This is a genomic window from Sphaerisporangium cinnabarinum, from assembly GCF_055567015.1.
In genome coordinates, this window is record NZ_JBVHRG010000011.1 from 99,842 (window position 1) to 125,528 (window position 25,687).

Annotated in this window: 19 protein-coding genes and 1 tRNA gene; 9 read left to right on the forward strand and 11 right to left on the reverse strand. The window is 75.0% G+C overall.

Annotation, left to right across the window (positions count from 1 at the left end; all coding sequences use genetic code 11):
- Positions 1-1,671, forward strand: coding sequence for a DHA2 family efflux MFS transporter permease subunit (locus tag ACZ4MO_RS15975; RefSeq protein ID WP_175009283.1), 1,671 nt, complete (start codon positions 1-3; stop codon positions 1,669-1,671).
- Between the two features lie 42 nt (positions 1,672-1,713).
- Here ACZ4MO_RS15975 and ACZ4MO_RS15980 read toward each other — a convergent pair whose 3' ends face one another.
- From ACZ4MO_RS15980 to ACZ4MO_RS15995, 4 genes are all read right to left on the reverse strand, one after another.
- A complete protein-coding gene (locus tag ACZ4MO_RS15980) occupies positions 1,714-2,379 on the reverse strand; it encodes a Type 1 glutamine amidotransferase-like domain-containing protein (RefSeq protein ID WP_175009284.1) in 666 nt (221 codons plus the stop codon).
- A 148-nt stretch (positions 2,380-2,527) separates the two neighbouring features.
- Positions 2,528-2,617, reverse strand: a tRNA-Ser gene (locus tag ACZ4MO_RS15985).
- 201 nt (positions 2,618-2,818) lie between these two features.
- The gene (locus ACZ4MO_RS15990; protein ID WP_175009291.1) at positions 2,819-3,841 is read right to left on the reverse strand and encodes an ABC transporter substrate-binding protein; all 1,023 of its coding nucleotides are present in this window, start codon (positions 3,839-3,841) and stop codon (positions 2,819-2,821) included.
- 8 nt (positions 3,842-3,849) lie between these two features.
- Positions 3,850-4,689 carry an SIP domain-containing protein gene (locus tag ACZ4MO_RS15995; protein WP_175009292.1) on the reverse strand — a complete coding sequence of 280 codons (840 nt, stop codon included), beginning with the start codon at positions 4,687-4,689 and terminating at the stop codon, positions 3,850-3,852.
- Positions 4,690-4,915: 226 nt separating this feature from the next.
- Between ACZ4MO_RS15995 and ACZ4MO_RS16000 the strand changes: the two genes are divergently transcribed.
- The 4 genes from ACZ4MO_RS16000 to ACZ4MO_RS16015 all read left to right on the forward strand — a co-directional run bounded on the left by ACZ4MO_RS16000 (position 4,916) and on the right by ACZ4MO_RS16015 (position 10,138).
- Positions 4,916-5,599 carry a DUF4956 domain-containing protein gene (locus ACZ4MO_RS16000; protein WP_175009293.1) on the forward strand — a complete coding sequence of 228 codons (684 nt, stop codon included), beginning with the start codon at positions 4,916-4,918 and terminating at the stop codon, positions 5,597-5,599.
- The gene (locus tag ACZ4MO_RS16005) at positions 5,596-6,492 is read left to right on the forward strand and encodes a VTC domain-containing protein (RefSeq protein WP_175009294.1); all 897 of its coding nucleotides are present in this window, start codon (positions 5,596-5,598) and stop codon (positions 6,490-6,492) included. The genes ACZ4MO_RS16000 and ACZ4MO_RS16005 overlap by 4 nt, the downstream gene beginning before the upstream one ends.
- Positions 6,492-8,606 (forward strand): carbohydrate-binding domain-containing protein, encoded by a 2,115-nt coding sequence (locus ACZ4MO_RS16010; protein ID WP_175009295.1) that lies wholly within the window; start codon positions 6,492-6,494, stop codon positions 8,604-8,606. Before ACZ4MO_RS16005 ends, ACZ4MO_RS16010 begins: the two co-directional genes overlap by 1 nt.
- 728 nt (positions 8,607-9,334) lie before the next feature.
- Positions 9,335-10,138, forward strand: coding sequence for an NAD-dependent protein deacetylase (locus tag ACZ4MO_RS16015; RefSeq protein WP_255437295.1), 804 nt, complete (start codon positions 9,335-9,337; stop codon positions 10,136-10,138).
- Between the two features lie 144 nt (positions 10,139-10,282).
- Here ACZ4MO_RS16015 and ACZ4MO_RS16020 read toward each other — a convergent pair whose 3' ends face one another.
- Positions 10,283-10,714, reverse strand: coding sequence for a nucleoside deaminase (locus tag ACZ4MO_RS16020; protein WP_074804208.1), 432 nt, complete (start codon positions 10,712-10,714; stop codon positions 10,283-10,285).
- A 324-nt stretch (positions 10,715-11,038) separates the two neighbouring features.
- Between ACZ4MO_RS16020 and upp the strand changes: the two genes are divergently transcribed.
- From upp to ACZ4MO_RS16035, 3 genes are all read left to right on the forward strand, one after another.
- On the forward strand, positions 11,039-11,674 hold the full coding sequence (gene upp / locus ACZ4MO_RS16025) for a uracil phosphoribosyltransferase (RefSeq protein ID WP_175009296.1): 636 nt from the start codon (positions 11,039-11,041) through the stop codon (positions 11,672-11,674).
- Between the two features lie 315 nt (positions 11,675-11,989).
- Positions 11,990-12,673 carry a winged helix-turn-helix domain-containing protein gene (locus ACZ4MO_RS16030; RefSeq protein WP_175009297.1) on the forward strand — a complete coding sequence of 228 codons (684 nt, stop codon included), beginning with the start codon at positions 11,990-11,992 and terminating at the stop codon, positions 12,671-12,673.
- Between the two features lie 138 nt (positions 12,674-12,811).
- On the forward strand, positions 12,812-13,534 hold the full coding sequence (locus tag ACZ4MO_RS16035) for an NAD(P)H-binding protein (RefSeq protein ID WP_175009298.1): 723 nt from the start codon (positions 12,812-12,814) through the stop codon (positions 13,532-13,534).
- 31 nt (positions 13,535-13,565) lie between these two features.
- On the opposite strand, the gene ACZ4MO_RS16040 is transcribed toward ACZ4MO_RS16035, so the two are convergent.
- Positions 13,566-19,793 carry a sigma-70 family RNA polymerase sigma factor gene (locus ACZ4MO_RS16040; protein ID WP_186810451.1) on the reverse strand — a complete coding sequence of 2,076 codons (6,228 nt, stop codon included), beginning with the start codon at positions 19,791-19,793 and terminating at the stop codon, positions 13,566-13,568.
- A 175-nt stretch (positions 19,794-19,968) separates the two neighbouring features.
- On the opposite strand from ACZ4MO_RS16040, the gene ACZ4MO_RS16045 reads away from it, so the two are divergent.
- A complete protein-coding gene (locus ACZ4MO_RS16045; protein WP_255437283.1) occupies positions 19,969-20,766 on the forward strand; it encodes a hypothetical protein in 798 nt (265 codons plus the stop codon).
- Positions 20,767-20,873: 107 nt separating this feature from the next.
- On the opposite strand, the gene ACZ4MO_RS16050 is transcribed toward ACZ4MO_RS16045, so the two are convergent.
- The 5 genes from ACZ4MO_RS16050 to dnaK all read right to left on the reverse strand — a co-directional run bounded on the left by ACZ4MO_RS16050 (position 20,874) and on the right by dnaK (position 25,576).
- Positions 20,874-21,182 carry a DUF1540 domain-containing protein gene (locus ACZ4MO_RS16050; RefSeq protein ID WP_021482763.1) on the reverse strand — a complete coding sequence of 103 codons (309 nt, stop codon included), beginning with the start codon at positions 21,180-21,182 and terminating at the stop codon, positions 20,874-20,876.
- A 158-nt stretch (positions 21,183-21,340) separates the two neighbouring features.
- Positions 21,341-21,850, reverse strand: a complete 510-nt coding sequence (locus ACZ4MO_RS16055) for a heat shock protein transcriptional repressor HspR (RefSeq protein ID WP_083384591.1) — start codon at positions 21,848-21,850, stop codon at positions 21,341-21,343.
- A gap of 37 nt (positions 21,851-21,887) precedes the next feature.
- Complete coding sequence (locus ACZ4MO_RS16060) at positions 21,888-22,880, reverse strand: DnaJ C-terminal domain-containing protein (protein WP_175009300.1); 993 nt, start codon at positions 22,878-22,880, stop codon at positions 21,888-21,890.
- Positions 22,881-23,033: 153 nt separating this feature from the next.
- A complete protein-coding gene (grpE, locus tag ACZ4MO_RS16065; RefSeq protein WP_051028412.1) occupies positions 23,034-23,696 on the reverse strand; it encodes a nucleotide exchange factor GrpE in 663 nt (220 codons plus the stop codon).
- Complete coding sequence (dnaK, locus tag ACZ4MO_RS16070; RefSeq protein ID WP_021479837.1) at positions 23,693-25,576, reverse strand: molecular chaperone DnaK; 1,884 nt, start codon at positions 25,574-25,576, stop codon at positions 23,693-23,695. Before dnaK ends, grpE begins: the two co-directional genes overlap by 4 nt.
- Positions 25,577-25,687: the final 111 nt, after the last annotated feature.

Sequence of the window (25,687 nt, forward strand, 5' to 3'; positions counted from 1 at the left end):
GTGGAGTCCGTGCAGGGGAACGCGCCGCAGACCGAACCGCCCGAGGACGACGAACCCGCCGTCGACCCGCGGGCCCACGCCAACCGGTGGCGCGCGCTCGTCGTCCTGGCGGTCGCGCTGTCGATGGTCGTCATCGACGGGACGATCGTCGCCGTCGCCGTCCCGGACATCGTCGCCGACCTGAACCTCGGGCTGAGCGAGGCGCAGTGGATCAGCGCCTCGTACGCCGTCGTGCTGGCCGCGCTGCTGCTCTCGTCGGGCCGTCTCGGGGACCGGCTCGGGCGACGACGGCTCCTCGTGGTGGGCGTCGTCGTCTTCCTCGCCGGGTCGCTGCTCGCCGCCGCGGCCGACGACGGCGGCTCGCTCATCGTCGGGCGGCTCGCCCAGGGCCTCGGCGCGGCCGCGATCCTGCCCTCGACGCTGTCGACCGTGAACGCGACGTTCCGCGGCAAGGACCGGGCCGCGGCGTTCGGGGTGTGGGGCGCCGTCATCTCCGGCGCCGCCGCGGTCGGCCCGCTCGCGGGCGGGTGGATCACGACGTCGTTCACGTGGCCGTGGATCTTCCTCGTCAACGTCCCCGTCGGCGCGCTCGTCGTGGTCGGCGCCTACCTCTGGGTACCCGAGACCCGGGCGCACGCGTTCGCCCCCGGGCTCGACCTCGTCGGGCTCCTGCTGTCTGCGCTCGGGTTCGGCGCGCTCGTGTTCGGGCTCATCGAGGGCCAGACGTTCGGCTGGTGGAGCCCGAAGGGTGACGTCGAGCTGCTCGGGGCGACCTGGCCGGCGTCCGCGCCCGTCTCGCCGACCCCGGTCTTCCTCGCGGCCGGGCTGCTCCTGCTCGTGCTCTTCGTCGTGTGGGAGCGGCACCGCGCGCGGGTGCGGCGGTCCGCGCTGCTCGACCTCACGCTCTTCCGCATCCCGACGTTCCGGTGGGGCAACGTCACCGCGACGACCGTCGCCGTCGGCGAGTTCGGCATCATCTTCGTCCTGCCGCTCTTCCTCGTGAACGTGCTCGCGCTGTCCACCATGGGCGCCGGGCTCGTGCTCGCGGCCATGGCGCTCGGCGCGTTCCTCTCCGGCGCGTCGGCGCGTCACCTCGCCGCCGCCGTCGGCGCCCCGCTCGTCGTGGTCATCGGCCTCGCGCTCGAGATCGTCGGGGTCGCCGCCGTCGCGCTCACGGTCACCGCGACCGTCTCCCCGTGGCTGCTCGCGGCCCTGCTCGTCGTCTACGGCGTCGGGCTCGGCCTCGCCTCCGCGCAGCTCACCAGCACGACCCTCGTGCAGGTCCCCGCCGAGGAGTCCGGCCAGGGCTCCGCCACGCAGTCGACGGCGCGGCAGGTCGGCTCCGCGCTCGGGACCGCGCTCGTCGGGACCGCGCTCGCCGTCCTGCTCGGGAGCGCCGTGCCCGCGGCCCTCGACGGCGAGGGCCTGCCCGACGCCGAGGTCACGCGCCTCGCCGACGCGACGAGCGGCTCCGCCGGCGACGTCATCGCAAAGCTGCGCGCCGAGGGCACCCACGGCGAGCTCGGCCCGCAGGAACCCGAGGTCGTCGACGAGCTCGCGTCCGGGTTCGCCGACGCGACCCGCGGATCGCTGCTCGTCGCCGGAGCGTTCCTCGTGCTCGGTCTCGCGTCCGCGACGGCCGTCGTGCGGGCGTCGCGCCGGTCGGTGTGAGGGTCGCCCCGACGCCGGAGCGAGGGTCGAGCCGGCGCGGGGTCACGTCAGGCGGTGCCAGACGCCCTCGGACACGACCTCGACCGCGCCGTCGACCACGAACGCGGTCTCGTCGTCGACCGCGTAGGCCGGCCTGCCCAGGGTGGCCGCCCACCGCCGCGCCGCGGCCTCCGTGTTGTCGGGCAGGTCCGGGTGGCCCAGGTGGGGGAACATCGAGAAGTCGACGAGCCCCAGGGGCGTCGCGTCCTCGCCGTCGAGGGGCTCCCACCCCACGAACTCCTCGCCGATGCGCGGCGTCAGGGCCATGCTGCCGCCGCTCATCCCGACGTAGACCGTGTCGGTGAGCGACGGCACGAGGTCCGCGAACCCCGACCGTCGCATCCAGTACGCCAGGTACCCCGCGTCACCGCCCGCAGCCAGCAGCACGTCCGTCTCCCGGACGAGCGGCACCCAGCGGTCCGCGGGGATGCTCGGCAGCGCCGTCAGCTCCAGCACGCCGACCGACCCCCACCCCAGACCCGCCATGTGGTCCGACTCCCCCGTGATGAAGTCCCGGGCGTTCTTCCCCGGCCCCACCCACGGGTGGCCGTACAACGCCGTCGGGATGCACAGCGCCGAGCACTCACCGATCGGCCGGCCCAGCAGCCCGACGAGCGCCCCCTCGATGGTCGGGTTGGTGACTCCCCCTGACGTGAGCAACAGCTTCATCGCGTCCTCCTTGGCTCCGGCGGTCTGCACGGCAGACCGCGGTGCGGAGGGGAACTCATCGCGCCGCGTCGTTGGCGTACGCCCCAGCGCGACCGGGTACGACGAAGGGCCCCACAGCCGCAGGTTTCTGCGGGTGGGGCCCTTCGGGTGGCGGTAGCGGTGGGATTTGAACCCACGGTGGACTTTCACCCACACACGCTTTCGAGGCGTGCTCCTTAGGCCGCTCGGACACGCTACCTCGCCGGGATACCCGGCCCAGGAAGGATACCTGGTCACACCCCCGGACACCGAATCGGCCGGTCAGCCGGTCCTGCGCCGGGTCACACGCGCCCCGCCCGAGCCCGCGCGAAGCCGGACCACCCGGCCCACGCCGCGTCGTCGGGCCGCACCCGCCGCCGGACCGCGCCGGCGTCGCGCACTCCGTCGGAGGGCACGGGCGTCACTTCCCGGCGAGCGCCTCGGCGAACAGCGGGGTGACGTTGTCGATCGCGTAGATCACGGCCGTGGGCGTGCCGAGCGAGAAGGCGTTGGAGAGGTCCTTGTCGTCGAACACGACGTAGCGGCCGTCGGCGACGGACGGCACGGTCTGGAAGATCGGGAGCGCCTCGACGTCGGCGGCGGTGAAGCCGATGGGCTGGATGACGGTGAGGTCGGCGTCGAGCAGGTCGACGTTCTCGGTGCCCAGCGTCGCGGAGAACTCCTCGCCGGCGGCCTCGTCGATCTCGGGCTTGGTGTCGAACCCGAGGCCCTGCATGAACTCGCCGCGGCTGGAGGTCGAGACGTAGGCGCCGAAGCCCTCGGCCCAGTACGACCCGATGACGGCGGTCTTGCCCGCGAACTCGGGGTGCTCGTCGCGCGCGGCGGCGAACGCGTCGTCGACCTCGGCGAGCAGCTCGTCGCCGGCCTCGCTGCGTCCGAGGGCGGCGGCGATCATGCCGACCTGGTCCTCCATGGGCGTGAGGTAGGCCTCGCCGCCCTCGGGGATGGCGACGGTCGGGGCGATCTCGGAGAGCCGCTCGTACCGCTCGGGGTCGCCGGACGACTTCACGTCGAGGATGACGTCGGGGTCGAGCACGGCGATCTGCTCGTACGACGGCTCGAGGGTGCCGATGATCTCCGGCGACTCGTCGTACGCGTCGGCGAGCCACGGGCCGACGCCGTCGCCGCCGAACGCGAGCCAGTCGCTCGCGCCGACGGGCTGGACGCCGAGCGCGAGGGCGGTCTCGGCGTCGCCCCACCCGAGCGCGACGACGCGCTCCGGCTCCTCGGGGATCTCGACGTCGCCGAACGCGGTGGGGATGGTCACCGGGAAGGTGTCCGCGGCGCCGTCGGTGGTCGCGCTGCCCGAGGGCGACACCTCGGCGTCGCCTTCGCCGGACGAGCACGCGGCGAGCGCGAGGACGGCGAGCGCGGACACGGCCGCGAGCGCGCGGCGGGGACGGGTGGTGCTGGTGCGGTGCATGGGACTCCTCAGTCCTCGAAGATCTGGCCGACGGGCTCGCGCTTCTCCGCCTGGAAGCGGTCCTCCGCGCGGCCGTAGGCCCAGTAGCCGGAGAGCGACAGGTCGGAGCGCGGCACGCCGCGCTCGGTGAAGACGCGGCGCAGGGCCTTCATGGCCCCGCGCTCGCCGTGCGCGAAGACGTGGACGCGGCCCTCGCGCCACGGGAGGTCGGCGACGGCGTCGGGCAGGAGCGTCGTCGTCCCGGCGGGCGCGTCGCCGCGCAGCACCCAGGTGACCTCGACGCCGTCGGGCGCCTCGAGCGGCAGGCGGTCCGCCTCGGTCCCGACCTCGAGCACGGCGTGCCCGACGGCGTCGCGCGGCATGGCCTCGAGCGCGGCGGCGATCGCGGGGAGCGCGGAGTCGTCGCCGGCGAGCAGGTGCCAGTCGGCGGCCGGGTCGGGCAGGTACCCGCCGCCGGGGCCGGAGAGGACGAGGCGGTCGCCGGGCTTCGCGCGCGCGGCCCACGGCCCGGCGAGGCCCTCGTCGCCGTGCACGACGAAGTCGATCGCGAGCCGCTGCGCCGCCTCGTCGACCCAGCGCACGGTGTACGTGCGGGTGACGGGCACGTCCTCGGGCGCGAGCGTGTCGCGCAGCGCCGCGACGTCGTAGGGCGGCTCGAGCCCGAGCTCGGGCTTGGCGAAGTAGATCTTGACGTACTTGTCGGTGTGCTCGTTCGTCGTGAACGCGGCGAACCCGTCGCCCCCGGCCACGACGCGCACGAGGTGCGGGGAGAGCCACGCGGTCTCGAGGACCTCGAGGACCGTCTGGGGGCGGGCGCGCCGCGGGGCGGGCGCGGTGGTGGTCGACATGACAACCTCTCGTCGGTGACTTAGGTGAGGCTAACATCACCGCCTGGGCGCGAGGTCGTGACGCCGGTCACCACCTGTGCCGAGCAGCGTGGATCGCGCGGTCGAGAGGCCCCGAGGGAACTCATACACACGCCCTGTGCCCTCCACAGCGGTCGCACAGGGTCGACCGGCGGAATGGGGGACGTCCTCGACCACGGCGCCCAGCGCCCCGGCACCCGGAGGCCTCGTGTCCCAGCCCGTCCTGTACCTCGTCGACCTCGTCGCGGTCACCGTCCTCGCGTTCGGCCTCTACTTCCCCCGGCACCGCCGCCGCGACCTCGTCGTCGCGTACCTCGGCGTCAACGTGGGGGTGCTCGCGGTCGCGGCGACGCTCGCGACGAGCACCGTCGGCGCCGGTCTGGGGCTCGGGCTCTTCGGCGTCCTGTCGATCATCCGCCTCCGCTCGACCGAGCTCTCGCAGACCGAGGTCGCCTACTACTTCGCCGCCCTCGCGCTCGGCCTGCTCGGCGGCCTCGGCGCGACCACCGGCTGGCTGTCCCTCGCCGGCATGGCGCTCGTCGTCGGGGTGATGGCCGTCGTCGACCACCCGCGCGTCCTGCGCCGCGCGCAGAGCCAGACCGTCGTCGTCGACCGCGCCCTCGCCGACCCGGCCGAGCTCACGCGCTACCTGGAGGAGCTGCTCGGCGCCGAGGTCCGCGGGGTGAGCGTGCAGCGGCTCGACCTCGTCAACGACACGACCTGGGTCGACGTCCGCTGGACCGCGCCGCGTACGCCGCGCCGGGGCACGCGCCCGGCCCGTCCCGCGGTCCTGCCCGACGACGTCCCCCCGCTCGCGGCCGAGGCCGCGCCGCTCCGCGTGGCCGCCACGGCCCCGGACGGTCTCCCCGCCCGGACGGGGGTGCGCGCATGAGCCCGCAGACCCTCCCGGCCGACGACCGCGTGCGCGCCGCCCTGCACCCGCTCGCGGGGGTGGACCTCGACGAGCTCGTCGGGACGGCCGCGCTGCTGACCCGGGTCGACCGCAAGTACGTCCTGCCGGTGGACGACGCGGTCGCCGTGCTCGACGCCCTCGCCCGCACGACCGCCGCGCGCGTCCTCGAGATCGACGGCGCGCGCAGCTCGGCGTACGAGTCGGTGTACTTCGACACGCCCGACCTCGCGTCGTTCCGCCTCACGGCGACGCGCCGCCGTCGGCGCTTCAAGGTCCGCACGCGCACGTACCTCGACTCCGGGACGAGCTTCCTCGAGGTCAAGACGCGCGCCGCGCGCGGCACGACGCTCAAGCAGCGCGTCGCGCACGACTGCCCGACGGCGCTCGACGGCGGGCAGGAGTTCGTCCACCGGACGCTCACCGCCGAGGGCATCGACGGCGTGCCGGAGCACGCGCTGGCACCCGGACTCGTGTCGCGGTACCGCCGCACGACACTCCTGCTCCCCCGGCCCGACGGCGCCGCGCGTGCCACCGTCGACACCGGGCTCACGTGGGAGCTCGACCGGCCCGACGGCGCTCGGCCCCTCTCCTGGCCCGTCACCCAGCTGGCGGTCGTCGAGACGAAGGGCGGCTCGACGCCGTCGGACCTCGACCGGCTGCTGTGGCGGCACGGGCACCGCCCCGAGCGGATCTCGAAGTACGGCACCGGGCTGGCGCTGCTGCGCCCCGACCTGCCCGACGGCCCCTGGCGGCGCGTGATCCGCCGCCACCTCACCCCCTCCCCGGGCAGCACGACGTCCGACCGGACTCCCGACCACCACCTCGCCCGACACCCCGCCCGCACCCCCGGGCACGACGACAGGAGCCTGTGATGCGCATCCGACGACCCCTCACGTACCTCACCGCGGCCGCGGCGGCCGCCGTCCTCGCCGGCTGCTCGGTCCTGGGCAGCGACGCCGCCACGGACGACACGTCCGCGAGCGCGAGTACGACCGCGAGCGACAGGACGACCGCCGCGTCCGACGCCGTCGCCGGCCTCACCCCCGAGGAGTCGCGCGCCGACAACGCCGAGGTGACGGTGGACGACGCCGACCTCGCGGTCGACGAGGCGTCGGCGACGACCGTCGCGCTCGACGGCGGCACCGCCACCGTGGACGGCGACGGCGTGACCGTCGACGGCGCGACCGTCACCGTGACCGCCCCCGGCACGTACGTGCTGAGCGGCACGCTGGAGGGCCAGGTCGTCGTCGACACCGCCGAGGACGGACTCGTCCAGCTCGTGCTCGACGGCGCCGAGATCACCGCGACGACCAACGCCGCCGTGAACGTGCAGGACGCCGAGAAGGTGGCGGTGGTCCTCGCCGACGGCTCGACGAACAGCCTCACCGACGCCGAGACCTCCTCCGACCAGGACGCCGACGGCGAGCCCGACGGCGCGCTGTTCTCGACGGCCGACCTCGTGGTCGGCGGCGACGGCGCGCTCAGCGTGACGTCGCACGCGGACGACGGCATCGTCTCCAAGGACGGACTCGTGGTCGCGGGCGGCGACCTCACCGTCGACGCGGGCGACGACGGCCTGCGCGGCAAGGACTACCTCGTCGTCACGGGCGGGACGCTCGACGTCACCGCCGCGCAGGACGGGCTGAAGTCGACCGAGGACGGCGACGAGACCCTCGGGTTCGTCGACGTGCGCGGCGGGGACGTCACCGTCACGTCCGGCGACGACGGCGTGCAGGCGGTGACGGACGTCGTCGTCTCCGGCGGCACGCTGACCGTCACCGCGGCCGGCGGCGCGGGCGCCGACCTGAGCGAGGACGCCTCCGCGAAGGGCCTCAAGGGCGACGTGGGGGTCGTGGTCGGCGACGACGCGACGGTCACCGTCGACGCCGCCGACGACGCGCTGCACTCGGACGGCGCCGTGTCCGTCTCGGGCGGGACCGTCGAGCTGTCGTCCGGCGACGACGGCGTGCACGCCGACGGCGACGTCACCGTCTCCGGCGGCGATCTCACCGTCACGACGTCCGTGGAGGGCATCGAGGGCGCGACTCTCACGATCTCCGGCGGTGACGTCCGCGTGACGGCGAGCGACGACGGCCTCAACGCGACGGTCGGGTCGACGACCGCCACCGGCGAGAGCGACACGGCAGCGGGCGACAGGTCAGCGGACGGCACGGCAGCGGGTGACACCGCAGGGGGCAGCGCGGCATCGGGCGGCTCGCCCGACGGCACGATGCCGGAGCCGCCGGACGGTGCACCGGGCGGCACGACCGGCGGCACGCCCCCGGAGATGCCGGCCGACGGCGAGCTGCCCGAGCCCCCGCAGGGCGGCGAGCTGCCCGACGGTACGGAGCCGCCCGACGGCGCCGACCTGCCGCAGGGTGGCCCCGGCGGCGGGAGTGGCGGTGCGGGCGGCGGTGCCGGGGGGATGGACGCCGACGACGGCTCGTCGCTGACGATCTCCGGTGGCACGCTCACGATCGACGCGGGCGGCGACGGGATCGACTCGAACGGCTCGCTCACGGTCACGGGCGGCGAGACGGTCGTCCAGGGCCCGACGAACGACGGCAACGGCGCGCTCGACGTGAACGGCACGTTCACCGTCAGCGGCGGCTCGCTCGTCGCGGCGGGCAGCGCGGGGATGGTCGTCGTCCCGGCCACGGACTCCGAGCAGGGCTGGCTCGCCGCCGACGTCTCCGCGAGCGCCGGCGACACCGTCACCGTCACGGCGGCCGACGGCACCGTCGTCGCCGAGCTCTCCGTCACGAAGGCGACGGCGAACGTCGTCGTCTCCTCCCCCGACGTGTCGACCGGCGAGACCTACACGGTGACCACTCCGGCCGGCTCGGTGGCCGCCGTCGCGGGCGAGTGGACCGGCGGCGGCATGGGGGGCCGCCCCACCCGCCCGGGCACGCAAGACGGCACCACGGCCCAGGACGGCACGGCCCAGGACGGCACCGCGGCCCAGGACGAGACCACCGAGTCCTGACCGCGAGTCGTCCGATGCGGGATCCCAGCCCGAGCGCTCTGCCGAGGTAGAGCCCTGGTCCCGCGAGGCAGAGCCGTGGTCCTGCGCAGCAGACCCGTTCTCACGCGAGGTAGAGCCGTGGTCGCGCGAAGTAGAGCCGAGGTCATCCGCGAGAGAACCGCGGCCGGGCACCGGAAGGAGTGCGCCAAGGATCTTTCCCACTCCGGTCCGCGCGGCCTCATGGTCGCGGGGAGCCCTTGCCCTGGTCGTGCCGCGTCCTCGCGTTGGAGCACCGTCGTGCCCGACGGCGGTCGGTCGCCCGCGGTGAGTGCGCCTCAGCCGGCCACCAGCGAGGCGGCACCACCATGCGGACCCGACCCCGCGCCGTCGGGCACAAGACCACGGCTCTACCTCGCGGAACCACGGCTCTACCTCGCGGAACCACGGCTCTACCTGGGCAGGCCTCGGGTCCACCTCGCGGGGCCTCGGGGCTCCCTCGGGGTGACCAGGGCTACCTCGGCGGACCGGGGTTCGTGCGCCGCTCCCGTCGTACCGTGGGAGACGTGCCCACCGACCCGACCGCACCGTCCCCGACCGAACCGACGACCGCCTCCCCCGCGCACGTGGCGACGTCGGCCGCCGACCTGCCGTCCGCCGTCCCGACCCTGTCGTCGCGCCTCGCGTGGCGGCCGAGCCAGCCGCCGGCGGGCGCGGAGCCGGCGCCGCGGACGGGGACGGTCGAGGACGCGGTGGAGCTGCTGCGCGGGCGGCGGGTCACGGCGCTCACGGGCGCGGGCGTGTCGACGGACTCGGGGATCCCGGACTACCGCGGCCCGGACTCCCCGCCGCGGAACCCCATGACGTACCAGCAGTTCGTGCAGGACGAGGCGTTCCGCCGCCACTACTGGGCGCGCAACCACGTCGGCTGGCAGCACGTGCACCGCACGCACCCGAACGCGGGCCACCGCGCGCTGGCGCGGCTGGAGGACGCGGGCGTGCTCGTCGGGCTCATCACGCAGAACGTGGACCTGCTGCACGAGGACGCGGGCAGCCGCAACGTCATCGACCTGCACGGCCGCTACGACCGGGTGATCTGCCTGCAGTGCGGACGCGTCATCTCGCGCGAGCACCTGGCCGAGCGCCTGACCGCCCTCAACCCGGGGTTCCTGGAGAGCGTCGGCGACGTCGGCGACGTGGAGATCGCGCCGGACGCGGACGCGGTGATCGAGCAGACGTCGCACTTCCGGCCCGCGCCGTGCGAGTTCTGCGGCGGGGTGCTCAAGCCGGAGATCGTTTACTTCGGGGAGAACGTGCCGCGCGAGCGGGTCGACCGCGCGTTCGCGATGGTCGACGAGGGCGACGCGCTCCTCGTCGCAGGGTCGTCGCTCACGGTGCTGAGCGGGCTGCGGTTCGTGCGGCACGCGGCGAAGGACGGCAAGCCGGTCGTCATCGTCAACCGCGGCTGGACGCGCGGTGACCCGCTCGCGACGCTCAAGATCGAGGCCGGCACCACGGAGACCCTCACCGCCCTCGCCGAGGCGCTCGCGCGCTGAGGCCACCGACCCACGAGCGGTGGGGAGGAAGGACGGCGCTGGGTCGTGGCGGGCCTGGCGGGAGGCGCCGAGGAACGAGGCGCCGGATGGTAGACCCGGCGCCGTCCTTCCTCCCCACCGCGACCGCGACGACAGGGGGTGCGCTCAGCGCTGCGCGCCGAAGAAGTCGCGGAGCAGCCGCGCGCACTCGTCCTCGCGCACGCCGCCGACGACCTCGACCGCGTGGTTCGCGCGCTGGTCGCGCACGAGGTCCCACACCGAGCCGGTCGCACCGGCCTTCGGGTCCCACGCCCCGAGCACGAGCCGCTCGACGCGCGCCAGCACGAGCGCGCCCGCGCACATGACGCACGGCTCGAGCGTGACGACGAGCGTGCAGCCCTCGAGGCGCCACTCCCCCCACGTCGCGGCGGCCTGACGCAGCGCGAGCACCTCGGCGTGCGCGGTCGGGTCGCCCGTCTCCTCGCGCCGGTTGCGCCCCACGCCGAGCAGCCGCCCGTCCGGCCCGACGACGACCGCCCCCACGGGCACGTCGGCGCTCGCGAGCGCGTGGGTCGCCTCGTGCAGCGCGAGACCCATGAGGGCGTCCCACGTGCGGCGGCGACCCGCGACCGTGTCGGGCGGGAACGCGCCCTCCGTCGCGGGGAGCGCGAGCCCGCGCGGCACGGTGCCCGACGCCGTCCCCTCCTCCGGGTGCACGGGGTCACCCCGGTGCGCGGGATCGCCCGAGCGGGCGGGGCCGCCCGGGTGGGCCGGCTCGCCGGGGTGGGCGACGTCGTCGGGCACGGGACCTCCGGTCGGTAAGGGCGGGCCGCACCAGGCTAGCGACCGGGCGCCTGCCCGCGCGCGGATCCGTTACCGGCCGGTACGGCAGACGGCCCGCGGTCCGATACCGTTGTCACCATGCGCCTGCACGTCGCCGACCACCCGCTCGTGGCCCACAAGCTGACCGTCCTGCGGAACAAGGAGACGACGTCCTCGACGTTCCGGCTCCTCGTCGACGAGCTGGTCACGCTCCTCGCGTACGAGGCGACGCGGGACGTGCGCGTCGAGCCGCACGAGATCGAGACGCCCGTGACCACGACGGTCGGCGTCCGCCTCGCGGAGCCGCGCCCCCTCGTGGTGCCCATCCTGCGCGCGGGCCTCGGCATGCTCGACGGCATGACCCGCCTCCTGCCCACCGCGGAGGTCGGGTTCCTCGGGATGCAGCGCGACGAGGAGACGCTCGAGGCGGTCACGTACGCGAACCGTCTCCCCGACGACCTCACGGGCCGCCACGTGTTCCTGCTGGACCCGATGCTCGCGACGGGCGGCACGCTCGTCGCCGCGATCGACTACGTCTTCGCGCGCGGTGCGCGCGACGTCACGGCCGTGTGCCTGCTCGCCGCCCCGGAGGGCATCCAGGTGCTGGAGCAGGCGGTCGGCGAGCGCGTCGACGTCCAGCTCGTGGTCGCCGCGGTCGACGAGCGGCTCGACGAGAAGGCGTACATCGTGCCCGGGCTGGGCGACGCGGGCGACCGCCTGTACGGCGTCGTCTGACGCTCCCACCTGCACCGACGCTCGCCGGGACGCCCCGGCACCCGCTCAGCACGACCGGAACGCGAGATCGCCCCGGTCCGCATGCTGAGAACTTCCGCGGCTCCTCTTGGCGTGCCGTGCGCTCCGCTGCCATGCTCGCTCCCGTGAGCACCTCGACCCGTCCCGTCAGCGCGCCGTCCGGCGTGCTCCCGGGCGCGGTCGTGTGCGTCTGTTGTCAGGCCTGAACCCTCTCCCGCACCTCGGTTCAGCCCTCGACCCCTGCCGACCCGCCGGATGTCCGGCGTCGCCGTCGGCCCGACGCACCCGGAGCCACCCATGACGCTCACCGCTACCCGTCCCGCCCGCCGTACGCCGTCGGCCCGCGTCCCCGCCCCCCGGGCGGCCACGCCGCGCCCCGCGACCCCCCGCCCCGCCCCGGCGCCCCGCCCGGCAGCACCCGAGCCCGCCGCCCCGCGGCGCAACCCCGGCTTCGTGCTCTACGTGGGCGTCGACGCCGCCCCGGGCGAGCAGCCGCAGGCGCAGCTCGTCGAGCTCGCCGAGGCCCTGGGCGAGCTCGCGCGCGACTGGCTGCCGAGCGCCGAGACGTACACGGCGCTCGCGCTCGCCGAGCCGACGACCGCGACGACGTCGCCCGTCCAGGACATCGCCGCGTTCCGCGAGCGGCTCGCGACCCTCTCGCCCGTGCCGCGCGTCGTCATCGACCCGGCCGGGCGCACGGTCACCGTCGAGGGCCGCTCGGCGCGCCTGACGTCCCGCGAGCTCGAGCTGCTGTCGTACCTGGCGCGCACGGCGCACCGCGTCGTGACGCGGGCCGAGCTGCTGGAGACCGTGTGGGCCGACCACGAGGTCGCGAGCGGCAGCCGCACCATCGACGTCCACGTGCGACGCCTCCGCGAGAAGCTCGGGCTGGAGCACGTCATCACCACGGTCCGCGGGCTCGGCTACCGGTTCGACCCGCAGACCCCCGTCGTCCTCGGCGGCTCGGGGGACGCCGCCTGAGGACCGCGCTGCCGGGCCGCGGTCGACGTGGGGGTACGTGGGGGACCACGCGCCCGGCAGCGCAACCCCTCCTGTGACGACCCTCGCACGCGGCCCGCTCGCCGGGCGCGGACGCCCCCGCGGCGATACGTTCGGCCCATGCGCACAGTCATCGCGGGAGGTCACGGCCAGGTGGGCCGTCGCCTGGCCCGGACGCTGGTGGAGCGCGGGGACGACGTCGTCGCCTTCGTGCGGTCCGCCGCGCAGATCACGGATCTCACGGAGCTCGGCGCGCACGTCGCGCTCGTCGACCTCGAGAAGGACGACGCCGTCGCGGTGTCGTTCGAGCTCGAGGGCGCGGACGCCGTCGTGTTCGCCGCGGGCGCCGGACCCGGCAGCGGCGCGCCGCGCAAGGACGCGGTCGACCGCGCGGGCGCGGCCCTCCTGGCGGACGCGGCCGAGCGCGCCGGGGTGGGCCGCTACGTCCTCGTGTCGTCGCGCGGCGTCGAGGCGGCGCGCGCCGACGAGCGCCCGGACGGCGTCGACGACGTCTTCTGGGCCTACCTGCGCGCGAAGGCCGCCGCGGAGGACGACCTGCGCACGCGGGCCGACCTCCGGTGGACGATCGTCCGGCCCGGCCGCCTCACCGACGAACCGGGCGTGGGCCTCGTGGCGCTCGCCCCCGTGGGCGACGGCGACAAGCCCCGCGGCAAGCGGCGCAAGCCCGGTGCCGCGGTGGGCGAGCGGTCCGACGTGACGCGCGACGACGTCGCGCTCGTGCTCGCGGCGGTGCTCCACGAGCCCCGATCGGCCGGACTCGTGCTCGACCTCGTGGGCGGCGACCGCCCGGTCGAGGACGCGCTCGCCGACGTCCTGCCCTGACCGCCCGGCCCGACGACCGCCGTCGGGCGCGTCAGGACCCGCAGCGGGACCCGCGCTGCCAGAACACCCCGAGCGGGTCGCGGTCCGGCCGCACGAGGATGTTCGCGATCCGCGCCGTGTAGTTCCACCCGTCGTAGGACACCTGGTCCTCGTAGCCGTACCACTCGCCGGACTTCCATGCGGCGTAGCACGGGGGCGTCGCGCTGAACGGGTCGACCGCGAGCTGCTCCGACCAGGACCCGGCGTGGAGGACGTACTTCGCACCCGTCCCGGGGGCCTCGCCCAGCTCGACCGTCCGGCGCTCGCCCGCCGCGAGGTCCCACTGCCCCTTCGCCTGACCCGTGATCCGGAAGGTCAGCGGGACGTTCGAGCCCGCGTTGTCGAGGACCACGGACACGGTGCGGAACGACGCGCCGCGCCGGGCGTCGTAGTACGGGTCACCGAGGACGAGGCTCGCGTCGGGAGCCGCGACCGCACAGTCGAGCGCGTCGAACCGGGCCGTCACCGTCTCGGTGAACGGGGTGCCGAGGACCGTGCGCGAGAGCTCGAACGTGACCGCACCGGGCCGCACCGCGAGCGCGCCCGCCGGCAGGTCGACGCTCGCGCTCGCACCGGGCGCGACCTCACCGAGGTCGCGGGTGCCGAAGGGGGTGCGGACGACGACGCGGGTCGGCTCGTCGGCGTCGTTGCGCAGACCGGTCGTGAGGACCACCCCGCCGGCGCCGGGCGCGCACTGCGTCGTCGCCGTGAGCGTCGCCGCCCAGTCGGGCACGTACGCCGCACCCCGGTAGGTGGCCGCGAGGGTGGAGTCCTGGAACCCCTTCCCGAGCACCCAGCGGTACTGGCGGAAGGTCACCTTCCCGGCCTTGACGTCGAGCGCGCCCGTGTCAATCGTGAAGGTCGCCGTCTCCCCCGGCCTGATGCCGCTCACCGGGGCCGAGTCACCGACCGCGCCGCCGAGCATCCGGGCGTCGAGCGTCTCCGCCGTGTCGTTCGTCAGGGTGCCGACGAGCCGGATCGAGCCGTCCTGCCAGCGCGCCTCGACCGTCGCCGTGCGTGCCCAGGACGGCGCGTAGGTCGTCGCGGCGTACGACGCGGTCACCGTGCTCGCCGCCAGGCCGGGGGCGTGCGCCCGCTCGACCGCGAACGTGACGGTCCCGGCCGGGACGTCGCGCAGGCGGGTGTCGACCGCGAGCGTCGCGGTCGCGCCCGGGGCGACCTCCACGGGCGCGGCGCCGCCGTAGGGCGTCGTCATCGCGACCCGCAGCGTCGTCGCCCGGTACGGGTTGTGGAACGTCCCACGCACGACCGACGAGCCCGCGCCCGCGCCGTCCGGCACGACCCACGTGGCGGTCGCCGACGCGGCGCCGTCCGCGGCGGACCAGTCGAAGCAGTCGACACCCGGGACGTCGTGGCTCGCGAGGGCCGCGCCGTCGGCGAGCACGTCCAGCGTCAGCGACGCCTCCCCCACGCCGCCCGGCACGTCGACCACCACGTCCCGGCCGCCGTCGACCGTGCGCGTCAGGTCGTCGCGACCGGCGACGGCGAACACCACTGGGACGGTCGAGCGCGTGTTGTCGTAGCGCAGCGTGACCGGGGCGGACGACCGCTCGGTCGCCGGGTCGAGCACGCACGCCCCGACGGTCGGCGCGTCCACCGCGGGCGCGTGCCGCACGGCGTCGTAGGTGGCGGTCACGACGTGCGTCCGGCCCGATCCGTCGAGCCGCGAGACCCGGAACGCGACCTCTCCCGCGGCGACCTGCCGGGACCCGGTGTCGAGGGTCAGCACGGCCTCGGTGCCGGGGGCGACGTCGACCGCGCGCGTCGTGCCGAGCTCGCCGCCGTCCAGGGCCACGCGCAGCGTCGCCGCCGCGTGGTCGTTGCGGAAGGTCCCGCTCACCACCACGGAGCCGCCGCCCTCGGTGGGCGCCCACTCCGCCGTCGCCGAGCCCTCGACGTCCCACGTGAAGCAGTCGACGCCGTCGACCACGTGCCGCGCGACGGTCTCCCCGTCCGCGACGACCGTGAACGTCGCGTCCCGCGCGCCGACGCCACCGGGCACGACGACGTCGCGCACCTCGCCGCCCGCGAGCGTCGCGGTCAGGTCGTCACGACCGACGACCGAGAACGTCACCGGCACGGTCGACGACCCGTTGTCCAGGTGCAGCGTCACCGGCGCGGACGACGTGTCCGTCGCCGGGTCGAACACGCACGCACCGACCGTGGGCTCGCGCGACGCCGACGGCGCGTGACGCGCGGCGTCGAACGACGCCCGCACCTGGTGCGGCTCCGCACCGGGCGCACCGACGCGCACAGCCCGGAACGTCACCGACCCCGCCGCGACGTCCCGCGAACCCGTGTCGACGACGAACGACACCTCACCGCCCGGGGCGACCTCGACGGTCTCCGCAGCACCGTGCCGACCCGCGGACAAGGAGACGCTCAGCGCCGCCACCGCGTGGTCGTTGCGGAACGTGCCCTCGACGACGAACGACCCCGTCTCCGGCGACCAACGCGTCGTCGCTGAACCCTCGACGCGCCACTCGAAGCAGTCGACGCCGTCGACCACGTGCCGCGCGACGGTCTCCCCGTCCGCGACGACCGTGAACGTCGCGTCCCGCGCGCCGACACCGCCGGGCACGACGACGTCGCGCACCTCGCCGCCCGCGAGCGTCGCGGTCAGGTCGTCACGACCGACGACCGAGAACGTCACCGGCACGGTCGACGACCCGTTGTCCAGGTGCAGCGTCACCGGCGCGGACGACGTGTCCGTCGCCGGGTCGAACACGCACGCACCGACCGTGGGCTCGCGCGACGCCGACGGCGCGTGGCGCGCGGCGTCGAACGACGCCCGCACCTGGTGCGGCTCCGCGCCCCGGGCGCCGACGCGCGTGGCACGGAACGTCGCGGACCCCGCCGCGACGTCCCGCGAACCCGTGTCGACGGCGAACGACGCCTCCGCGCCCGGGGCGACCTCGACGGTCTCCGCAGCACCGTGCCGGCCTGCGGACAGGGAGACGCTCATCGCCGCCACCGCGTGGTCGTTGCGGAACGTGCCTTCGACGACGAACGTCCCGGTCTCCGGCGACCAGCGCGTCGTCGCGGAGCCCTCGACGGCCCACTCGAAGCAGTCGACGCGGTCGACCACGCGCGAGACGAGCGGGTCGCCGTCGGCCCGGACCGCGTAGGTCGCGGCCGCGGCGCCCGCCTCGGGGAGCTCGACCTCGGCGCGGGCGTGCGCCGGGACGGTCTGCGCCAGGCCCGGGTGCCCGTCGACCGCGAACGCGACCGGGAGGGTCGAGGCCGAGTTGTCGTAGGTCAGGGTCGCGCCGGCGGACGACGTGTCCGACTTCGGGTCGAACACGCACTGCGCGACCGCCGCCTCCGGGACGACGGGCGCGATCGTCTGGCCGTCGAGCGCGAGCGCGACCCCGCTCGGCGGCCGCGAGACGACCGCCTCGCCGCCCGACCCCACGAGCAGCCGCTCCTGCGAGAGCACGAGCATGCTCGCAGGCACCGCGGGCGCGTTGACGTCGACCACGAGCGAGGCGCTCTCGCCCACGCTCGTGCGCCCGGGGAGGTCGGCCGCGTGCCACGCGGGCGTGTCCGGCGCGGCGAGGCCGACCGTGACGGGCGCACCCGTCCCGTTCGCGACGTCGGCGGTGTACCGCACCGTGCCGTCCGCGTTCTTCGCGCGGACCTGGACGTCGTCGGCCCCGAGCCACGCGAGCGGCACCGCCGCGCTGAGCGTGCGGCTCGCGGTAGCCGCCTGGTCGTCGGCCCCGGCCCGCACCTCGACGGGGACGGCCGCGGGGAGCACGCGGAGCGCGCCGTCGTCGCGCTGCTGGACCTCGGGCACGAACGAGCCGTCCGCGCGGAGCTGCACGGCCAGGTCGACCGCCGGCCCGGCGGACGCGCCGCGCGCCGGCGCGGGCAGCACGGTGTCGCTCGCGCACTCGAGCGCGGCGCCGTCGCCCGGGGTGGTGCAGGTCCAGTCGTCGTCCACAGGGCGGAGGGACAACCCCTCCGGCAGCGTGGGCACGGTGAAGCGCACGCCGCTGGCGTCGCGGTCGCCGGTGTTGGCGGCCGTGAACGTGAGCGTCGCGGTCCCGGGGTTCGCCGCGAGCGTCACGCGCTCGTCGTCGAGCCGGACCTCCGCGCCGACGTACTTCAGGGGCGGCGGCGTGAGGTTGCGCTCCACCGTCCGCAGCCCTTCCGCCTTCACACGTGCGGGGAACTCGTAGACACCGCCGCCGCGGGCCGTGACCGTGACGACGAGGTCGCGGGCCTCGCCCGGCGCGAGCACGCCCACCGCGCACGCGAGCGTGCCGCCCTCTGCGGCGGGGCCGCACGGGAGCGCGGCCGTGCGCAGCACGGGGGCGACCGACGCGCCCCGCGCGACGACCGACGACGTGACGGCCTCCACGCCGGCCGGCAGGTCGACCTCGACCGTGACGTTCTGCGCCGCCTTCCCGCCCGAGTTCGACACCGTCAGCCGCACGTCGGCGGGCTTGCGCGCCTCCATCTCGATACCGGTCCCGAGCGCGACATCGAGCGCGGCCGGTGCAGGCTCCGGCGTCGGGTCGACGGGCGTCGGCTCGCCGGTCCCCGGGTCGGTGGGCCCGACGGGTGCGGGGTCGACGGGGGCGGAGCCGACCGGGCTCGTGTCGCCGGGCGGCGTACCGCCGGCGGGCGGAGTCGCCCCCGCATCAGGCGTGGTCGGGTCCGTCGGCGCCGGCGGGATGTTGGTGGGCGACGTCGGGTCCGTCGTGGGGTCGGACGTCGGAGCGGTCGTCCCCGCGCTCGGCGAGGGCGCCGGAGACGGCGACGAGCCGGACGGCGACGGGGACGACTGCGAGGACGGCGACGGCGTCGGCTCGGGGGTGAAGGCCCCGAGCGCGCCCGCGACGCCCAGCCCTGCGACGGCGAGGACGCCCACGGTGACCGCCGCCGCGGCGATCGGCGCGGACGCGACCAGCGCGAGCAGTCCCCCGGCCCCGGCCGCGGCCAGGGCGCCACCGCCCGCCGCGGCACCGCCGACGGCTGCCGCTCCGCCCACCGCCGCAGCCCCGGCACCTGCACCGGCCCCGGCACCGGCCGCGCCTCCGGCGACGCTGCCCGCGGCGCCGACGGCTCCCGCCGCCGCGCCGGCACCACCGATCACCCCGGTCCCGGCGGCACCCGCGCCGGCGCCGCCGCCGACGCCCGCACCGGCACCGGCACCGGTCGCCGCACCGGAACCGCCCGCCGCACCCGAGCCACCTGCCGCACCCGAACCGCCGGCCGCGCCGGACCCGCCGGCGCTCGAGCCTCCGGCACCCGACCCGCCCGCGCCACCCGAACCACTTGCGCCCGAGCCACCCGCACCCGCGCCGCTCGCCGACCCGCTGCCGGACGCGCCCTGGAGCGCGGCCGCGACGCCGCCGGCGACGGCTGCGCCACCCGTGGTCGGCAGGGCCGTCCCGACGAGACCGAGCGCGCCCACGCCGAGCACGAGCGGGGCGATGACGGCGCGCATGCCGTGGGACACGTCGCCCAGCTCGAGCACGAGCCCGCGGCAGTCGTCGCAGCCCTCGAGGTGCGACTCGACGCGCGCCGTCTCGCGCTTGGCGAGGCCCCCGCGCACGTAGGACCCGAGGAGCGCGTTGACCGTGCGGCACTCCTCGGCGGGGACAGACGTCAGGTGCTGCTGGAGGTACGCCTGGCGCAGCCCCTCGCGGGCGCGGTACGCGAGCGCGGAGACGCCGTTCGCGGTGAGGCCGAGGAGCGGGGCGATCTCGGCCGGGGACAGGCTCTCGACCTCGGTGTACCAGAGCACGGCACGCCACCGCTCCGGCAGGTCCTGGTAGGCGCGCGTGACCGTCGAGCGCTCGAAGCCCTCGAGCGTCGGGTCCTCCGTCGAGGCCATCGGGCCGAACGCCGACTCGAACGTGCGCTCGTCGTCGGTCGGCTGCGTGCGCCGGGCGCCGTTCACGAGGTCGTACGACAGCCGGCGGACGACGGTGAAGAGGTAGGCGCGGAAGGTGACGTCCGGGCCGCCGCCGCTCTGCAGCACAGAGAGCGTGCGAGCGAACGCGTCCGACACCACGTCGTCGGCGTCGGCGCTCGAGCGGACGTACTGGCGCGCGACCGTGCGCGCGGCACCGGCGTGCCGTTCGTAGAGCACCCCGTAGGCGCCCGTGTCTCCCGCACGCACGGCGGTGATGAGCTCGGCGTCGCTGAACGCCTCGCTCTCCACCCGTTCCTGTGCCTGCGTCATCGTCACCCGCCCCGGAGACCGCCCCGAACCGAGGCTACGGTGGCCATAGTAGACGCCCGTCCATCTCACGGGCAGAGGCATCCCGCCACCGGAACGAAAGGAGTCGCACTTCCTCCGGTTCGCCCCTTTTCACCCGGGACGCGAGGTCCTGGAAACTTCCCGCGGTTCTCGCGTCATGGATCCCGCGGCCGCACGTCTCATCTACATGGACCACCTCCCGGGGTACGCCGTGCCCGCGACCGACGCCGTGCGCGAGCGGTGGCGGCGCGCGAGCGCCGACAGCGTCTGGCTACGGCCGGGCGACTGGTACCACCCTGCCGTCGACGCGCTCGTCGAGGCGTTGTGCGAGGAGCGGGACGCGACGCCCGCGGCCGAGCGGCTCGGCCGTGTCCGCGCCGAGGCCGGGGTCGGGATCGGCGAGGCCATCGACGACGTCGTCTGCCTGTACCGCGCGCACGACCGCGAGCCGGTCCTCGACCTCGTCCGCGGCGTGGCGGTCGGCTGGTCCGAGGGGTACGAGGCCAATCCCGTGGCACCCGAGGTCCTGGACCCGGAGTCCGGTCTCGCCACGACCCAGTACCTGGTGCACCGGCTCCGCGAGACGTACGGTGCGGCCGAGCGCGCGGGCCTCGACGCGACCCGGACCCACGGGCTGCTCGTCGTCGACGTCGCGCTCGACGACCTCACGGGGTGGCAACGGTTCGCGCGGTCGGCCGCGATGGGCCGCGCGCTCACCCACACGTTCGGCGAGGGCCACCCCATGGCGTCGATGGGCAACGGGCTCTTCGTCGTGCTCGGCGAGCGGGACGCGGACGACGACGTCCTGCGCACCGTGCTCCGCCACAACATCGAGCGCACGGGCCTCGCGCTGGGGGTCACGGCGATCCTGCGCCGGCCGCCGCGCGTCTGGCTCGAACCGCTCCCGCGCACGCACACGGCCGCCGTCCAGCTCCTCGACACGCTCCAGCGCTGACACGACGACGCCCCGTCCCACGCGGGCGAGCACGTGGTCCGGGGCGTCCGGGGGCGTCTGCGGCTGGCAGGTGACCGACCGCCCGCGAGCAAGGCGGCGACCGCGTGTCAGCGCGGCGTGAAGGTGAGGCAGTCGGCCCGGTCCTCGCCGGACGCGCCCGCCCCGACGCGGATCGACGGCGCGGAGCACTCGAGCGAGGCGTTGTGCACGCACTCCGTGCGCTGGCAGGCCCCGACGTGCGCGAGCACCTTCTCCAGCCCGCCCTTGGTGCCCAGCGGGATGAAGGTCGCGCACTCGGCGTCGCCCGTGTGGCCGGCGATCGTCACGGCGCCCGCGTGGCACCCGTGGTCGTGGTTGTAGCCGCAGCCGTCGATGGAACACTCGACGACCTGGGGCATCTCCGTGAGGCTGCTCATCGCGATCTCCTGTCTCCGAGGACCCCTCGTGGGTCGGTCTCCGCGTTCCACGGTATTCCGGGAATTCCTCGGTGTATAGCAAGGAAGGCCTTGCTCAGAAATGCAGGAATGCGCAGCAATTACCGCACGGCATTCTTGCGGAAATGCTTCGTCGCAGGTCAGTTGTCGGTGCCGTCGGCCCGGGGCCGCCAGATGACGAGCGCGCGCGCCTCGCCGTGCTCGACGAGCGTCTCGCGCAGCGCCTCCTCGACCCCACGCCGCACGCTGCGCCCGCGGGGCACCACGACGACGTCGCCGCTCGCCGCGGCGGCGAACACGCGGCCGCCCGGCTCGACGCGCGCCGAGAGCGCCTCGATGCGCCGCTCGAGCCGCTCGACCTGGGACTCGAGGGCCAGGATCCGCTGGATGCCGGCGAGGTTGATGCCCTCGTCGTGGCTGAGGCGCTGCACCTCGAGCAGCTTCGCGACGTCGCGCAGCGAGTACCGCCGCCCCCGGCCCGCGGTGCGGCGCGGCACCACGAGGCCGAGGCGGTCGTACTGGCGCAGCGTCTGCGGGTGCATGCCCGCGAGCGCCGCGGCCTGCGAGATGACGAGGACGGGCGCGTCCTGGTCGACGTCGGGCGTCACGTCCGGACCCGTCCGGGCGTCGTCCGTGCGGTACGCGGTCATCCGGGCCTCCTTCCCGAGCCGGCGCCCCGGGCGCCGGTCACTCCGCGGCCTGGCGGACCAGGTCGGCCCGCACGTCCTGACCGTCGGTCGCGGCGGCGAACGTCTCGACCGCCTCGCGAGCGGCCTTCGAGAGCTTCTGCGGCACCGCGACCTGGACCGTGACGAGCAGGTCGCCGGTCGACTTCGCGGTCTTCACGCCCCGGCCCCGGACGCGCAGCGTGCGCCCCGACGGCGTGCCGGCCGGCACCTTGACCTTGACGGTCGAGCCGTCGAGCGTCGGCACGGCGATCGTCGCGCCGAGCGCGGCCTCGGGGAAGGTCACCGGGACCGTGATCCGCAGGTTGTTCCCGTCGAGCGAGAACACCGGGTGCGGGGTGACGTGCACGGTGACGACGAGGTCGCCGTCGGGCCCGCCCGCCGTGCCCGGGCGGCCCTTGCCGCGCAGGCGGATCTTCTGGCCGTCGCGGACGCCCGGCGGGATGCGCGTCGTGACCGTGCGGCCGTCGACGGTGAACGTCACGGTCGAGCCCTCGACCGCCTGCCGGAAGGGCAGGGTCGTGGCCGCCGCGAGGTCCGCGCCGGCGCGGGGCCGGGGGCCGCCGAACTGCTGGCCGGCCCCGCCACCGCCGAACATCGAGCCGAGGATGTCCTCGAAACCGCCCGCGCCCTGGCCGCCGGTCGAGTAGCGGACCCGGGTGCCGCCCGGGCCCCCGCCGCCGAACATGCCGCCGAAGACGTCCTCGAAGCCCGCTCCCCCGGCGCCGCCGGGGCCCGCGGAGAAGCGCGCGCCCCCGCCCGCCATCGCCCGGATCGCGTCGTACTGCTCGCGCTCCTTGGGGTCCGACAGCACGGCGTACGCCTCGCCGATCTCCTTGAACTTGGCCTCGGCGCTCGCGTCGCCCTGGTTCTGGTCGGGGTGGTACTTGCGGGCGAGCTTGCGATAGGCCTTCTTGATCGCGGCGTCGTCGGCGTCCTTGGGGACGCCGAGCGCGGCGTAGAAGTCCTTCTCCATCCAGTCCTGTCCGGTCACGGCGCCTCCCTCCTGTCGGTGGTCGTGGTCCTGGTCCTTCGTTCCATGGCTGCTGCCGGTGGGTCTGCTGCTGGTGATCCTCGCGTGCCCGACGGCGGAGCGCACCTCCGCGCGGGAGGTGCGCCCGCGCCGTCGGGCACGAGGAAGGGGTGGCTACTGCGGGCCGACGACCGAGACGCGCGCGGCGCGCACGACCCGCTCCCCGATCCGGTAGCCGGGCTCGATGACGAGGTTCACCGTGGTGGCGGTGGCCTCGGGGTCGGGCTGATGCATGAGCGCCTCGTGGACGGTGGGGTCGAACTCGTCGCCCACCGCGCCGTAGCGCTCGATCCCGAACTTCTCGAGCGACGCGTCGAGCTTGTCGGCGATGGCCGCGAACGGCCCCGTCAGCTCGCCGTGCTGCCGCGCGCGGTCGATGTCGTCGAGGACCGGGAGGAGCGCGGTGAGCACGTCCTCGATCCCCTTCGTGCGCGCGGCCTCCTGGTCGCGCAACGACCGGTTGCGGTAGTTCGTGAAGCTGGCCCGCTCACGCTGGAGCGCGTCGAGGTGCTCCGCGGCCTCGGCCTTCGCCGCGAGGACCGCGGCGTCGACCCCGGCCTCGTCGGACGGCTCGAAGTCGAGGCCCGCGAGCGGGTCCGTCTCCGCGTCGTCGCCCGCGGAGCCGCCGGCCTCGCCCTCGGGGCGAGGCCGACCGCTCTCCGGGTCGACCTTGCGCTTGTCCGTGAACTGGAAGGGCTTGTCGTCGGAGCCCTGGCCGGGCTCGCGCCCGGCCTGCTCCTCGGGGCCCTGCGGGTCGGTCGGTCCGTCGGCCGTCACTTGCGCTCGTCCTCCTCGTCCACGATCTCGGCGTCGACGACGTCCTCGTCAGGGGCGGACGTCGCGCCCGCCGCGGCGGTCGCGTCGTCCTGCGCGGCGCCGGGGTTGCCGGCGGCCTGCTCCTGCTCGGCCGAGGCGTAGAGCGCCTGGCCGATCTTCTGCGAGGACGCGACGAGCTTCTCGTGCGCGGTCTTCACGGCGTCGGCGTCCTCGCCCTCGAGCGCGGACTTCACCGACGCGATGTCGGCCTCGACCTCGGTGACGACGTCGGCGGGGAGCTTCTCCTTGTTCTCGGAGACGAGCTTCTCGGTCGAGTAGACGAACGCCTCGGCCTGGTTGCGGGTCTCCGCGTCCTCGCGACGCTTCTTGTCCTCGGCCGCGTGCTCCTCGGCCTCCTTGACCATGCGGTCGATGTCCTCCTTGGGCAGCGCCGAGCCACCCGTGATGGTCATCTTCTGCTCCTTGCCGGTGCCGCGGTCCTTCGCGCCGACGTGGACGATGCCGTTCGCGTCGATGTCGAAGGTGACCTCGATCTGCGGCACGCCGCGCGGGGCCGGCGCGATGCCGGTCAGCTCGAACGTGCCGAGCGGCTTGTTGTCGCGCGCGAACTCGCGCTCGCCCTGGAACACCTGGATGAGCACCGACGGCTGGTTGTCCTCGGCCGTCGAGAAGATCTCGCTGCGCTTGGTCGGGATGGCCGTGTTGCGCTCGATGAGCTTGGTCATCACGCCGCCCTTGGTCTCGATGCCGAGGGACAGCGGGGTGACGTCGATGAGCAGGACGTCCTTGCGGTCACCGGAGATGACGCCGGCCTGCAGGGCCGCGCCGACGGCGACGACCTCGTCCGGGTTGACGCCCTTGTTCGGCTCCTTGCCGCCCGTGAGCTCCTTGACGACGTCGGTCACGGCCGGCATGCGGGTGGAACCACCCACGAGCACGACGTGGTCGATGTCGGAGACGGAGACGCCCGCGTCGGAGATGACCTTGTGGAACGGGGCCTTCGTCCGGTCGAGGAGGTCCTGCGTCATCTGCTGGAACTGGGCGCGCGTGAGCTTCTCGTCCAGGTGGATGGGGCCGTTCTCGCTCATCGAGAGGTACTGCATCGAGATGGTGGTGCTCGTCGCGGACGAGAGCTCCTTCTTCGCCTGCTCGGCGGCCTCGCGCAGACGCTGGAGCGCGATCTTGTCCTTCGACAGGTCGACGCCCGAGCTGTTCTTCACCTGCTTGATGAGGTGCTCGACGATGCGGTTGTCCCAGTCGTCGCCACCCAGGCGGTTGTCGCCCGAGGTCGCGCGGACCTGGATCGTGGAGAAGTCGTCCTCGTCCTTGCCGACCTCGAGGAGCGAGACGTCGAACGTGCCGCCGCCCAGGTCGAAGACGAGGATGAGCTCGTCCTCCTTGCCCTTCTCCAGACCGTACGCGAGCGCGGCCGCGGTGGGCTCGTTGACGATGCGGGTCACGTTGAGGCCCGCGATCTGCCCGGCGTCCTTGGTCGCCTGGCGCTCGGCGTCGTTGAAGTACGCCGGGACGGTGACGACCGCGTCGGTGACGGGCTCGCCCAGGTACTCCTCGGCGTCGCGCTTGAGCTTGCCCAGGATGCGCGCGGAGATCTCCTGCGCGGTGTACTTCTTGTCGTCGATCTCCACCGACCAGTCGGTGCCCATGTGGCGCTTCACCGAGCTGATGGTGCGGTCGACGTTCGTGACCGCCTGGCGCTTGGCGACCTCGCCGACGAGGACCTCGCCGGTCTTGGAGAAGGCGACCACCGACGGCGTCGTGCGCGACCCCTCGGCGTTCGCGATGACCGTGGGCTCTCCGCCCTCGAGGACGGCGACCACCGAGTTGGTGGTGCCGAGGTCGATCCCGACTGCTCGTGCCATGTGTGTGCCTCCGTCGTTCTGGGTGCCCGACGGCGCTGCTGCGCCTCGGCACACCGGGTTGAGTCTGCTTCACTCAAGGTAGATCCGTGGTCGGTGCTCGCGCAACCTCAC